Annotated in this window: 11 protein-coding genes and 1 tRNA gene; 4 read left to right on the top strand and 8 right to left on the bottom strand. The window is 67.4% G+C overall.

Going from position 1 to position 12,446, the window contains the following annotated elements; genetic code table 11:
- Nucleotide 1: 1 nt before the first annotated feature.
- Together AC3WQZ_RS24200 and aptA are read right to left on the bottom strand one after the other, a co-directional pair.
- Nucleotides 2-1,519, bottom strand: a complete 1,518-nt coding sequence (locus tag AC3WQZ_RS24200) for a CoA-acylating methylmalonate-semialdehyde dehydrogenase (protein ID WP_011614440.1) — start codon at nt 1,517-1,519, stop codon at nt 2-4.
- Between the two features lie 108 nt (nt 1,520-1,627).
- Nucleotides 1,628-2,959 (bottom strand): omega-aminotransferase AptA, encoded by a 1,332-nt coding sequence (gene aptA, locus AC3WQZ_RS24195; RefSeq protein WP_010813359.1) that lies wholly within the window; start codon nt 2,957-2,959, stop codon nt 1,628-1,630.
- A 329-nt stretch (nt 2,960-3,288) separates the two neighbouring features.
- On the opposite strand from aptA, the gene AC3WQZ_RS24190 reads away from it, so the two are divergent.
- The gene (locus AC3WQZ_RS24190; protein ID WP_492301395.1) at nt 3,289-4,749 is read left to right on the top strand and encodes an aminotransferase-like domain-containing protein; all 1,461 of its coding nucleotides are present in this window, start codon (nt 3,289-3,291) and stop codon (nt 4,747-4,749) included.
- 377 nt (nt 4,750-5,126) lie between these two features.
- The gene (gene dmeF, locus AC3WQZ_RS24185) at nt 5,127-6,116 is read left to right on the top strand and encodes a CDF family Co(II)/Ni(II) efflux transporter DmeF (RefSeq protein ID WP_011614438.1); all 990 of its coding nucleotides are present in this window, start codon (nt 5,127-5,129) and stop codon (nt 6,114-6,116) included.
- A 24-nt stretch (nt 6,117-6,140) separates the two neighbouring features.
- Here the strand turns inward: dmeF and AC3WQZ_RS24180 are convergent, their stop codons facing one another.
- The 4 genes from AC3WQZ_RS24180 to AC3WQZ_RS24165 form a co-directional block, all read right to left on the bottom strand.
- Nucleotides 6,141-6,584, bottom strand: coding sequence for a GNAT family N-acetyltransferase (locus AC3WQZ_RS24180; RefSeq protein ID WP_010813356.1), 444 nt, complete (start codon nt 6,582-6,584; stop codon nt 6,141-6,143).
- Between the two features lie 318 nt (nt 6,585-6,902).
- Nucleotides 6,903-6,977, bottom strand: a tRNA-Cys gene (locus tag AC3WQZ_RS24175).
- 82 nt (nt 6,978-7,059) lie between these two features.
- Nucleotides 7,060-7,536 (bottom strand): bacterioferritin, encoded by a 477-nt coding sequence (bfr, locus tag AC3WQZ_RS24170; protein WP_010813355.1) that lies wholly within the window; start codon nt 7,534-7,536, stop codon nt 7,060-7,062.
- Between the two features lie 294 nt (nt 7,537-7,830).
- Nucleotides 7,831-8,823 carry a Bug family tripartite tricarboxylate transporter substrate binding protein gene (locus tag AC3WQZ_RS24165; protein WP_010813354.1) on the bottom strand — a complete coding sequence of 331 codons (993 nt, stop codon included), beginning with the start codon at nt 8,821-8,823 and terminating at the stop codon, nt 7,831-7,833.
- 106 nt (nt 8,824-8,929) lie between these two features.
- Here AC3WQZ_RS24165 and AC3WQZ_RS24160 point away from each other — a divergent pair, with 106 nt between their 5' ends.
- Nucleotides 8,930-9,871, top strand: coding sequence for a LysR family transcriptional regulator (locus AC3WQZ_RS24160; RefSeq protein WP_058698562.1), 942 nt, complete (start codon nt 8,930-8,932; stop codon nt 9,869-9,871).
- A gap of 29 nt (nt 9,872-9,900) precedes the next feature.
- Here the strand turns inward: AC3WQZ_RS24160 and AC3WQZ_RS24155 are convergent, their stop codons facing one another.
- Complete coding sequence (locus AC3WQZ_RS24155) at nt 9,901-10,035, bottom strand: hypothetical protein (protein ID WP_256375517.1); 135 nt, start codon at nt 10,033-10,035, stop codon at nt 9,901-9,903.
- Nucleotides 10,036-10,037: 2 nt separating this feature from the next.
- Between AC3WQZ_RS24155 and AC3WQZ_RS24150 the strand changes: the two genes are divergently transcribed.
- The gene (locus tag AC3WQZ_RS24150) at nt 10,038-10,457 is read left to right on the top strand and encodes a TetR/AcrR family transcriptional regulator (RefSeq protein ID WP_492301394.1); all 420 of its coding nucleotides are present in this window, start codon (nt 10,038-10,040) and stop codon (nt 10,455-10,457) included.
- A 76-nt stretch (nt 10,458-10,533) separates the two neighbouring features.
- Here the strand turns inward: AC3WQZ_RS24150 and glmS are convergent, their stop codons facing one another.
- Nucleotides 10,534-12,372, bottom strand: a complete 1,839-nt coding sequence (gene glmS, locus AC3WQZ_RS24145) for a glutamine--fructose-6-phosphate transaminase (isomerizing) (protein WP_010813351.1) — start codon at nt 12,370-12,372, stop codon at nt 10,534-10,536.
- Nucleotides 12,373-12,446 lie beyond the last annotated feature (74 nt).

The following is a 12,446-nucleotide window of genomic DNA, read 5'->3' as shown; positions in this document are numbered from 1 at the left end:
CTTACTTCGCCACCGGCATGGTGAACTCAGCGCCCTTGGCGATCGAATCCGGCCAGCGCTGCATCACGCTCTTGTAGCGCGTGTAGAAACGCACGCCCTCTTCGCCATAGGCGTGATGGTCGCCAAACAGCGATCGCTTCCAGCCACCGAACGAATGCCAGGCCATCGGCACCGGGATCGGCACGTTGATGCCGACCATGCCGACCTGGATCTGCCGCGCGAACGCACGCGCGATGCCGCCGTCGCTGGTGTAGCACGACACGCCGTTGCCGTATTCATGCGCATTGATCAGCGCCACCGCTTCGGCAAAGTCATGCACGCGCACTACCGACAGCACCGGGCCGAAGATCTCTTCCTTGTAGATCGTCATGTCCGGCTTGACGTGGTCGAACAGCGTGCCGCCGACATAGAAGCCGTTCTCATGGCCGGGTACGGTATGACCGCGGCCATCGGTCACCAGCATCGCGCCCTCTTCCACGCCCTTGGCGATATAGCCCTCCACCTTCGCCTTGTGCGCAGCGGTCACCAGCGGACCCATTTCGGCATCGGACTCCATGCCGTTGCGGATCTTCAGCGAGCTGGCGCGCTCGGCGAGCCGCGGCACGAGCTTGTCAGCGACATCGCCCACCGCTACGGCGACCGAGATCGCCATGCAGCGTTCGCCGGCAGAACCATACGCGGCACCGATCAGCGCATCGACCGCCTGGTCGAGATCGGCATCGGGCATCACCACCAGGTGGTTCTTGGCGCCGCCCAATGCCTGCACGCGCTTGCCGTGCTTGGTGCCCTCCGTATAGATGTACTCGGCAATCGGCGTCGAACCGACGAACGACAACGCCTGCACATCCGGATGCGCCAGCAGTGCATCGACCGCTTCCTTGTCGCCCTGCACGACATTGAACACGCCATCGGGCAAACCAGCCTGGCGCAGCAGGTCGGCAATCAGCAGGCTCGGCGACGGATCACGTTCCGACGGCTTCAGCACGAAGGTATTGCCGCACGCCAGCGCCACCGGGAACATCCACATCGGCACCATCACCGGGAAGTTGAACGGCGTGATGCCGGCCACCACGCCCAGCGGCTGGCGCAGGTTCCAGTTATCGATGCCGCCGCCGATGTTGTCGGTGAAGTCGGTCTTGAGCAGGTTGGGGATGCCGCAGGCAAATTCCACCACCTCGATGCCGCGCGTGACTTCGCCCCTGGCGTCCGAGAACACCTTGCCGTGCTCGCGCGTGATCAGCGCGGCCAGGTCGTCGTGGTGCTGGTCGAGCAGTTCCTTGAACTTGAACAGGATGCGCGCGCGGCGCAGCGGCGGGGTGTCGGCCCAGGCGGGGAATGCCGCATGGGCGGCGGCAACGGCGTCGGCCACGTCCTGCGTGGTGCCGAGCGCCACGCGTGCTGCGACTTCGCCGGTGGCGGGGTTGAACACGTCCGCCAGGCGCTGGCCGCCGGCGCGGCGCACAGCGCCGCCGATGAAATGGTGGATCTCGGCCAGTTGCCGGTTTTCTGCGATGCTCACTTGGGATTTCCTTCGATAGCCGCGGCACGCAAGTCAGCGCGCCCCCGGCATGCAATCAGGGAGGCCGGACCCGCAGGTCCGGCGGCAATGCGATGCGGCGCGCGCCGCTTACTTGATGTCCTGCAGCGCCTTCTTCACCGTATCGAACAGTTCCCCGATCTGGGCTTCAGAGATGATCAGCGGCGGCGAGAACGCCAGGATGTCGCCGGTGTAGCGCACCAGCACGCCGAGTTCCAGGCACTTCAGGAAGGCCTCATACGCGCGCGCGCCGGGCTGGCCGGGACGCGGCTCCAGCTCGATGCCGGCAACCAGGCCGTAGTTGCGGATGTCCTTCACGTGCGGCGCGCCGCGTACCCCGTGCACCGCGGCTTCGAACACCGGCGCCAGTTCGGCGGCGCGGCCGAACAGGTTTTCGCGCTGGTACAGGTCAAGGGTGGCAATGGCGGCAGCCGCGGCCAGCGGGTGGCCGGAGTAGGTGTAGCCATGCAGCAGCTCGATCGCGCCCGGCGCGGCCGAATTGACCACGGTGTCATGCACTTCGCGGCGCACGGCGACGGCGCCCATCGGCACCGCGGCGTTGTTGATCGCCTTGGCCATGGTGATCAGGTCCGGCGTAACCTTGAAGCGCTCGGCCGCGGTGGCGGCGCCGAGGCGGCCGAAGGCGGTGATGACCTCGTCGAAGATCAACAGGATGCCGTGCTTGCTGGTGATTTCACGCAGCTTTTCCAGGTAGCCGACCGGCGGCACCAGCACGCCGGCGGAGCCTGCCAGCGGCTCGACGATCACGGCGGCAACGTTGGACGGGTCGTGCAGCGCGAGGATGCGCTCCAGCTCATCGGCCAGGTGCGCGCCCCACTGCGGCTGGCCCTTGGAGAAGGCGGCCTCGGCGATATTCAGCGTGGCCGGCAGGTGGTCGGTGCCCGGCATCAGGTTGGCCGAGAACGCCTTGCGGTTGGGGCCGATGCCGCCCACCGCCATGCCGCCGAAGCCCACGCCGTGATAGCCGCGCTCGCGCCCGATAAAGCGCGTGCGCTGGCCTTCGCCGCGTGCACGGTGGTAGGCCAGCGCGATCTTCAGCGCGGTGTCGACCGACTCCGAGCCAGAGTTGGTGAAGAAGATGCGGTCGAGCCCCTGCGGCATGATCGCGGCCACCTTGGTGGCGGCCTCGAACGACAGCGGATGGCCCATCTGGAACGGCGGCGCATAGTCCAGCGTGGCGGCCTGGCGCGCTACGGCCTCGGCGATTTCCGTGCGGCAGTGGCCGGCAGCCACGCACCACAGGCCGGCGCAACCGTCCAGGATCTGGCGGCCGTCGTGGGTGGTGTAGTACATGCCGCTGGCCGACGCCAGCAGGCGCGGCGCCGCCTTGTACTGGCGGTTGGCGGTGAAGGGCATCCACAGGGCATCGAGATCGGGAATCACGGTCTTGGCGGCGTCCATACGTCCTCCTAAGGGGGAATCGGGTCGGATTGGCTGGTGGCACGCTGACTGGCAGCGCGGCGGCAATGAGGGCCACTCTACCGGCGGCGTCTGGCCGACAAAATATACAGTCCGGACAAGATTGCCTTACCGTGCAGTTTGAACACGCAAAACCGTACAGGCAAGCGTCATCGGGGTGCCGCCAGCCCGCCGCTGTGCCACGACCGCTCTGGACCGCGGTACGCCGTCCCACGCTGCACTGCGGCAAATTTCGCTTTGCGGAAGACCACCGCATCCTGGCCTGCCTCCAGCCGCTAAACTGTACAGGTTCACGCCTGCCCGAGTGCCTGATGCTGACCCTGAACCTGACCCGCACCCGCCGCGACGGCGACACCCTGACCGAGCAGATCGTCGCCGGCATCGCCGCACTGGTCGAGCAGCGCGCGCTGCGCGCCGGCACCGCCCTGCCCTCGGTGCGCCGCTTTGCGCAGCACCACCACGTCAGCACCTTCACCGTGGCCGAGGCCTACGGCCGGCTGACGGCGCTGGGCTACCTGGCGGCGCGCCCGGGCTCGGGCTATACGGTTGCACATCGCCATGCCCCGGCCGGGCACGCGCGCGCGCCGCAATGGGAGGCGCCGGGACTGAACGCAGCGTGGCTGCTGTCGGATGTGTTCGCCGACCACTCGGTGCCGATCAAGGCCGGCGCCGGCTGGCTGCCCGGCGACTGGCTCAACGAGGAAGGGCTGCACCAGGCCATGCGCGCCTCGGCGCGGGTGCCGGCGGCGCAGCTGTCGGGCTACGGCCATCCGTATGGCTTTGCTCCGCTGCGCGAGCATATCGCCGCCGGCCTGGGCCAGTACGGCATCCCGCTGCAGGCGCAGCAGGTAGTACTGACGCAGGGCGCCACGCAGGCGCTGGACCTGGTGGTGCGCACACTGCTGCGTGCCGGCGACAGGGTGCTGGTGGAATCGCCCTGCTACTGCAACCTCTTGCAGATCCTGCGGCTGGCGGGGCTGCGCGTGGTGGGCGTGCCACGCTCGGCGGCGGGGCTGGATACCGACGCGCTGGACGATGCCATCCGCGCCCATGCCCCGCGCGCGCTCTTTATCAATACCGTGCTGCAGAACCCGACCGGCGCCAGCCTGAGCAGCATGAACGCCTTCCGCGTGCTGCAGCTGGCCGAGCAGCACCGGCTGCTGGTGGTCGAGGACGATATCTACCGCGAGCTGGCGCCGGCCGGCTCGCCGATGCTGGCGGCCATGGACGGGCTGTCGCAGGTGGTCTACATCAATGGTTTTTCCAAGACCATCACGCCGTCGCTGCGCGTCGGCTATCTGGCCGCCAGCCCCGACCTGGCCAAGGCCTTCGCGCGCACCAAGATGGCGGTCGGCCTGACCTCATCGGAAGTCACCGAGCGGCTGGTCTACTCGGTGCTGACCAGCGGCCACTACGGCCGCCATGTGGCGGCGCTGGCCGAGCGGCTGCGTGCGCAGCAGGATCGCGTGACGGAAAAGATGGAAGCCTACGGGCTGGAGGTGCTGCTGCGCCCGGAGGGCGGGATGTTCGCCTGGGCGCGCCTGAACGAGGCGGCGCAGGCGCGGCTGCAGGCCAGCCGCCGCGGCGGGCCGCTGCACGGCAACCGCCTCGCCACGCTGGCGCTGGAGCATGGCATCTGGCTCGCGCCAGGGTCGTATTTCGAGCCGGACGAGACCGATTCGCCATGGATCCGCTTCAACGTGGCCACCGGCGATGCGCCACAGCTGTGGCAGTTCTTCGACCGCCTGGCGCAGGCGCCGCGCGCGGCGTAGCACCCGGGCAGCATGGAGCGGTCAGCTCCAGAGGCGCTCGACGAGCCAGCCCGCGGTGGCGCAGAGTCCCAGCCAGGCGGTCAGGCAGATAGCGATAAAGCGATAACTCATCTTGGAATGGACAACAAAGTCGTGGAGGCAGTGTGAATTTTTCGTTAGATCATACATCCATTCATGAATGTATGTAAGGACGGCGTGGACTCCCCGCTGGCAGCCAGGGTCTATTTGTACCGCAGGGAGCACACGAAGTACGCGCCAGCTGTCCCTGCAGCCGTCAGGGACGCGGCCGCCGAAGCGCCGGGGCTCTGCTACCCTTGAGCCTGCATTGCCCCACACGGGGTGACGATTTCAGCTCTCCAGCGCAGCAGAACCAGACCATGCATAGCCACGACCTGTCCGCCTGGACCCACAGCCACGCCTTCGACGCCGGCAACCGCGCCGCCGAACGCGGCACACGCCTGGTGATGGCGATCACCGCCGCCACTATGGTGGTAGAGATCGCTGCCGGCCTTTGGTTCAACTCGATGGCGCTGCTGGCCGATGGCTGGCACATGAGCTCGCACGCGCTGGCCATCGGCCTGTCGGCCTTCGCTTACGCCGCCGCGCGCCGCTACGCCGGCGACCGGCGCTTTGCCTTCGGCACGTGGAAGATCGAGGTGCTGGCCGGCTTTGCCAGCGCGGTGTTCCTGCTTGGCATCGCGGCACTGATGGCGGCCGGCTCGGTCGAGCGGCTGCTCAGCCCGCAGGACATCCACTACCGCGAGGCCATGGCCGTGACCGCGCTCGGCCTGCTGGTCAACCTGGGCTGCGCGCTGATCCTGGGCGGCCATGCGCACGGACACGACCACGGGCACGACCATGGCCACCATCACCACGGCCACGACCATGATCACGGCCACAGCCACCACCACGACATCAACCTGCGCGCCGCCTACATGCATGTGCTGGCCGACGCCGCGACCTCGGTGCTGGCGCTGGTCGCGCTGGCCGGCGGCTGGTGGCTGGGCTGGGCGTGGCTGGATCCGGTGATGGGTCTGGTGGGCGCCGCGCTGGTCGGCAGGTGGGCCGTCTGCCTCCTGCGCCAGAGCGGCGCCGTGCTGCTGGACCGCGAGATGGACCACCCGGTGGTGGAAGAAGTGCGCGAGGTGCTGGCGGGCCTGGACCCTGCCGACGCCAACGGCGAGGAGCGCACCAGTGTGACCGACCTGCATGTCTGGCGCGTGGGCCGGCAGCAGTTTGCCTGCATCGCCTGCCTGGTCACGCACGATCCGGCGCTGACCCCGCAGCGCGTGCGCGAGGCGCTATCCGTGCATGAGGAACTGGTGCACGTGACGGTGGAGATCAGCCGCTGCGAGGGCGCGCACTGAGGCGTGCCAGCGGTGCTTGCGGGTTCAGTCCAACTCGCACCACATGCATAGCGGCGGCGTATCGGTATGGCGGTGGAATTCGCTCGATGACATGACCTCGGCCGGCAGCTTCGCGGCCGGCACCAGCGTAAAACCGTAACGCGAGAAATAGCTCGGGCAGCTTGAGGCCAGCAGCACCGCGCGCCGCGCGCCGTTGGCGCGTGCGCGCATCAGCGCGGCGCGCACCACATGCGTGGCCACGCCCTGGTCGCGGTGTTCCGGCAATACGGCAACGCTGCGGATCACCACGGTCTCGCCGAAACGCTCGCCGGCAGCGCAAGCAATGATCTGCGATCCAAGGATGGCGACGTGGAAGTGCTCGAGCAAGCGGGCCACATCGTCCACGGGCAGGCCGCAGCGTTCCAGCACGCTGCCCACGGCTGGCGCGTCCGAGGGCATGGCCGCCCGGATCCGCAAGTCCTTGATCATCTGGAGCCTCTCTTTTTCACATCACCTCGCGACGGGGACACCATGGAAGCCCGGACATGGTTGTGCCGCCATCCGGCGGCACGGGTTGCACGCAGGCCATGTGGCCTGGCAGGCAACATTACCCGATTCAGTGGCGTTGTTCTATTGGGGAAGTAACGGAACAGAGGTGTCCGAAATGGCCCTCGCGATCACGGCAACTACGCGCACCACGACATGGCTGCCGTGCATGAACGGTCCCTGTGACACGCGTATGAAAATGGGGGAAATTGCGCGGGCGCACGCAAGACTGCCCGGCAACTTGTGCCAGGCAAAGAAAACTGGAGGCGGGGATACGGAATCGAACCGTCGTATACGGCTTTGCAGGCCGTTGCATCACCACTCTGCCACCCCGCCGCTGACGCCGCGTCTGTGCGACGCTACGTGCTGCGGGCCGCAGTGTAGCGGGAAATGGAAATCTTTGCAGGAGACGGCAAGGCTAGCCGATGCCGCCCATCGCGGACTGGATGTAGTTCTGCAACCCGACCTTGTTCACCAGTTCCAGCTGCGCCTCGAGCCAGTCGATATGTTCCTCGGTGTCGGCAAGGATATCGACCACGATCTCGCGCGAGACATAATCGCCGACTGACTCGAAGAACTTGATCGCTTCCTTGCAGCTGGCCTGCGACACCTGTTCGAGCTTCAGGTCGCAGCCGAGCATCTCCTCGGTGTTCTCGCCGAGCAGCAGCTTGTCCAGGTCCTGCAGGTTGGGCAGGCCATCGAGCAGCAGGATGCGCTCGATCAGCTTGTCCGCGTGCTTCATTTCCTCGATCGATTCCTCGTACTCGTGCTTGCCCAGCGCACCGAGCCCCCAATGCCGGTACATGCGGGCATGCAGGAAATACTGGTTGATCGCAGTCAACTCATGGCGTAGCTGGCCATTGAGCAACTGGATCACCTTTTTGTCGCTTTTCATGACTGCCCCCAACGCCCCCTCAAAACCGATGGACCCACTCTCATTTTCGTAATCACGAAAACCCCGCAGTGATTATCCCGCCGCGAACTTCATGGTAGTCCGGCAAGAGCGGACATCAAGCAGATTCGGCCTCGCCGCCGCATTTTCGCCGGGTTTTCACGCGCCATTGCGGATGCGAATACCAATGGTTTCCATTCGGTTTTCAAAAGCGCTTCGCTCGGCATCGTGCAAATAGAAGAGCGGGCGCACACGGCAATTGCCGCGCCGCCCGCCATCGGGAGCCACCCGTGAAAATCAGTCGAGCTTCGCGCCCGAATCCGCCACCAGCGTCTTCAGCACCGGCCAGTCGCGCGCATACAGCGCCTGCGCCTCGGCCGGCGAGCTGCCCACCGTGCGCAGCCCCAGCGCGACCAGTCGCTCCTGCATGTCGGGCGCCTGCAGGATGGCGCGCACTTCGCCTTCAAGCCTGGCGAGAATCGGCGCGGGCACGCCCACCGGCGCCACCAGGCCGATCCAGCCGACGGTCTTGAAGGCGCTGTCCTGCATGCCGGACTCAGCGAAGGTGGGCATGTCAGGCAGCGCGCTGCTGCGCTGCGTGCCGGTCACCGCCAGCGCCTTGAGCTTGCCGCTCTGGATATAGGGCTTGGCGGTCAGGATGCTGGCAAAGCCGAACTGCACCTGCCCGCCCAGCAGGTCCTGCATCATCGGCGCCTCGCCCTTGTAGGGCACGTGCGCGGCCTGGCCATGCACCAGCTTGCTGTAGTAGGCGCCGCTCAGGTGCGACAGCGAACCCACGCCCCACGAGGCATAGCTGAGCTTGCCCGGCCGGCTGCGCGCGTAATCGCCCAGTTCGCGCACGGTGCGCGCCGGCACCGACGGATGGGCCACCAGCACCAGCTGCGCATCGGCCAGCACGCTGATCATGGTCAGGTCCTTGCGCGGGTCGTAGGGCAGTTTCTGGTACAGGAACTGGTTGGTCAGCACCGACTGCGTCAGGGTCATCAACAACGTGTAGCCATCCGGCGCGGCCTTGGCCACGGCGTCGGTGCCGATGATGCCCGAGGCGCCCGCCTTGTTGTCCACCACCACGGGCTGGCCCAGGCGCTTGCTGAGCTTTTCGCCCATGGCACGGGCGATGGTGTCAGTGCCGCCGCCGGCCACATAAGGCACCACGATGCGGATCGGTTTGGCGGGATAGGTCTGTGCCGCGGCGGGCAGGGCCAGGCTGAGCGAAAGCCCGCCAATCAGCCCACCAGCGGCCAGCGCGAGCGATGCGCGTCGGTTCATGTCGTCTCCAGGTCGTCTTTATGGTTTTGGGGGACAACGTTAGCTGGCTTGAGAAATTACGTCCAATGCAATATTTTTCAGTTTTTGATGCAAGAATGATTAATTCATGGGTCTAAGGCAGCTGCATCACTTCGTCACGCTGGTCGAGCAAGGCAGTTTTGCCCGAGCCGCCGGCGCCCTGCACCTGTCGCAGCCGGCGCTCACCCGCAGCATCCAGGCGCTGGAAGCGGACCTGGGGCCGCTGATCGACCGCAGCTACGGCAAGGTGCGGCCAACCGCGGCGGGCATGCTGGCGCTCGAACGCGCGCGCCGCATGCTGCGCGAACAGCGCGAGTTGCGGCGCGACCTGCAACTGCTGGAGGAAGTAGAGATCGGCACGATCCGCGCGGGCTTCGGGCCGTTCGCGGCATCGTTCCTGCTCGATCCCGTGCTCGAGACGCTGGTGCGGCGCTACCCGCATCTGCGCATCGACCTGGAAACCGCGGACACGCCGGCCATGCGGCGTTCGCTCGAAGCGGAACGCCTCGATGTCTTTGTAGGCGAAAGCCGCAGCCTGGCGGAACTGGGACACCTGCAGATTGACCGGCTGCCGGCACTGGAAACGGCATTCTTCGTGCGCAGCGGGCACCCGCTGGCGCGGCAGCGCGAAGTCACCCTGGCCGAGCTGCGCGCCTATCCGGTGGCAGGGACGCGGCTGCCGGCGCATATCCTGCGCTTCTTCCGGCAGGCACTGCATCAAGCCAGCGGTGGCAGCGGCCCGGTTTCCGAGGACGCGCCCGGGCTGATGACCGTCACCTGCAACGACATGCACGCGCTGCGCTCGCTGCTGCTGGCCGTCGATGCCGTGGCGCTGGTACCCGTGGCGATGATGGCCGAGGCCTGCGCGCAAGGCATGGCCGTGGCCCTGCCGATGCACCCGCCAACCGAGCTGAGGGCGCAGTATGGGATCGTGTCGCTGGCCGGGCGCTCACCGTCGCCGGCCATGCGCGTCTTCGCGGCGCTGGTGCATGAAGCAGTGGCGCAAGCCGGCGGCGGTGCCGGGCTGTAGGACCAGGTCATGGCCCGGGCGTTGGGGATTCAGCCAGCAGCGACCGCGGGCTGCACAGCTTCGACACGCGACGGCAGGTGCGCGGCCAGCCGGCGGCGCGAGCGCTCAGGGTTGACCACGTACAGCCCGGCCAGCGCCACCAGCACGCCGGCCAGCGACGACACCGATGCGTCGATGGCGAGGATCGCACCGCGCTATTCGCGTGGCCTGCGCACCACGCTGCTGCTGGAAGCCGGCCGCCGGCTGCTGCGAGCGCACGCTGGAACAGGTCTCGATCCAGGAAATCTGCGCGCAGGCCGGCGTCACGACCGGCGCGTTCTACAGCCGCTTCGAAGGCAAGGATAGCTATTTCAGGGCGCTGCAAGCCCTGGTGCTGGCCACGCTGCGCAAGGGCATGGCCGAGCCGCTTGCGCAACTCCACCCGGCGGGCGCCTCGCCGGAACTGGAACTGCGCATCCGCTTTGCGCACCAGGCGCTGGCCGGCACGCTGCTGTACGCGCTGATCAACCGCGACAGCACCTTTGCGCTGTCGGACCGGCGGCTGGATATGGAGATGGCACGGGCGTTCCTGCTGTACGTGGCATAGCCACGCGCCGCCAATGCCAAGAGGCCCCGCGGGGCCTCTTGGTTCTTCCAGCAAGCGCAGCGGGGCTGCCCGCGCCTTACTCCACCGTCACTGACTTCGCCAGGTTACGCGGCTTGTCCACGTCGGTGCCACGCGCGCAGGCCGTGTGGTAGGCCAGCAGCTGCAGCGGCACCACGTGCAGGATCGGCGAGAGATCGCCGTAGTGCTCGGGCAGGCGGATCACCTGGATGCCGTCGGACGACTGGATCTGGGTGTCGCTGTCGGCAAACACGTACAGGCGGCCACCGCGGGCGCGCACTTCCTGGATGTTGGACTTGAGTTTTTCCAGCAGTGCGTCGTTGGGGGCGACGGTGACCACCGGCATGGCTTCGGTGACCAGTGCCAGCGGGCCGTGCTTGAGCTCGCCCGCCGGGTAGGCCTCGGCATGGATATAGGAGATTTCCTTGAGCTTGAGCGCGCCTTCCAGGGCGATCGGGTAATGCAGTCCGCGGCCGAGGAACAATGCGTTCTCGCGGCGCGCGAAGTCTTCCGACCAGGCGATGATCTGCGGCTCCAGCGCCAGCACGCCATGCAGCGCGGCGGGCAGGTGGCGCAGGTTGGTCAGGGCCTTGGCCTCGGCGTCTTCGGTCAGCAGGCCGCGCACCTTGGCCAGCGCCAGCGTCAGCATGTAGAGCGCGGCCAGCTGCGTGGTGAAGGCCTTGGTCGAGGCCACGCCGATCTCGGTGCCGGCGCGCGTCAGGAAGCGCAGCTCGGTCTCGCGCACCATGGCGCTGGTGGCCACGTTGCAGACCGCCAGCGTGTGCACGTGGCCAAGCGCGCGCGCATGGCGCAGCGCGGCCATGGTGTCGGCGGTCTCGCCGGACTGCGAGATCACCACCACCAGCGCGCGCGGATTGGGCACGGTCTCGCGGTAGCGGTATTCGCTGGCGACCTCGACCTGGGTCGGGATCCTGGCAATGCTCTCCAGCCAGTATTTGGCGGTGCAGCCGGAGTAGTAGCTGGTGCCGCAGGCCAGGATCAGCACGCTGTCGATGCCGGCAAAGACCTCGGCGGCGCCGCTGCCGAACAGCTCCGGCGAAATGCTTTCAATGCCTTCCAGCGTGTCGCCCAGCGCGCGCGGCTGCTCGAAGATCTCCTTCTGCATGAAGTGGCGGTACGGGCCCAGCTCCACCGACGCGGCGTGCGCTTCGACCACGCGCGCCTCGCGCTCGACCGGATGGTCGTCGACGTCGTGGATGGTCACGCCGTCCAGCGTGAGCTCGACCACATCGCCCTCTTCCAGGTAGATGATGCGGTTGGCGGTGCCGGCCACAGCCAGCGCGTCGGAGGCCAGGAAGGCCTCGTTCTCGCCCAGCGCCACCACCAGCGGCGAACCGGCGCGCGCGCCGACCACGCGGCCGGGCTGGTCCTTGGCGAACACGGCGATGGCGTAGGCGCCGTGCAGGCGCTTGGTCACCGCGCGCACCGAGGCGAACAGGTCGCCGCGCGTGGCACTGCTGGGGTAGGTGTAGGCCTGGTGGATCAGGTGGGCAACCACCTCGGTATCGGTCTGCGATTCAAAGCCGTAGCCGACCGCGCGCAGTTCTTCGCGCAACGGCTCGTAGTTCTCGATGATGCCGTTGTGCACCAGCGCGATGGTCTCGCCCGACAGGTGCGGGTGCGCGTTGACGGTATCGGGCTTGCCATGCGTGGCCCAGCGCGTATGCGCCACGCCGGTGAAGCCGGACAGGCCGGAAGCCTGCGTCTGCGCGTCCAGGTCGGCCACGCGCGACACGGTGCGCGCACGCTCGACCGCATCGTCGCGCACGACGGCGACGCCGCACGAGTCATAGCCGCGATACTCCAGGCGGCGCAGCCCTTCGATCAGGACCGGAACGATATTGCGCGTGGAAACCGCGCCGACGATGCCACACATGCTGAACCCCCGTTTGCTGGCGCCTGCCCGTAGACCTCAGGCGCCGGTATGAATCCTGTGGCGGCGCCCCGCCC

Source organism: Cupriavidus sp. FW305-26 (assembly GCF_058787975.1).
The sequence above is the reverse complement of the archived record's forward strand: the minus strand, read 5'-3'. Positions and strand labels throughout refer to the sequence as shown.

Coding starts and splice junctions, on each gene's coding strand:
- dmeF (WP_011614438.1), top strand. CDS start 5,127: ATGCATAGCCACGACCTGTCCGCCTGGACCCACAGCCACGCCTTCGAC.
- AC3WQZ_RS24160 (WP_058698562.1), top strand. CDS start 8,930: ATGGGTCTAAGGCAGCTGCATCACTTCGTCACGCTGGTCGAGCAAGGC.
- AC3WQZ_RS24165 (WP_010813354.1), bottom strand. CDS start 8,823: ATGAACCGACGCGCATCGCTCGCGCTGGCCGCTGGTGGGCTGATTGGC.
- bfr (WP_010813355.1), bottom strand. CDS start 7,536: ATGAAAAGCGACAAAAAGGTGATCCAGTTGCTCAATGGCCAGCTACGC.
- AC3WQZ_RS24180 (WP_010813356.1), bottom strand. CDS start 6,584: ATGATCAAGGACTTGCGGATCCGGGCGGCCATGCCCTCGGACGCGCCA.
- glmS (WP_010813351.1), bottom strand. CDS start 12,372: ATGTGTGGCATCGTCGGCGCGGTTTCCACGCGCAATATCGTTCCGGTC.
- AC3WQZ_RS24150 (WP_492301394.1), top strand. CDS start 10,038: ATGCGTCGATGGCGAGGATCGCACCGCGCTATTCGCGTGGCCTGCGCA.
- aptA (WP_010813359.1), bottom strand. CDS start 2,959: ATGGACGCCGCCAAGACCGTGATTCCCGATCTCGATGCCCTGTGGATG.
- AC3WQZ_RS24190 (WP_492301395.1), top strand. CDS start 3,289: ATGCTGACCCTGAACCTGACCCGCACCCGCCGCGACGGCGACACCCTG.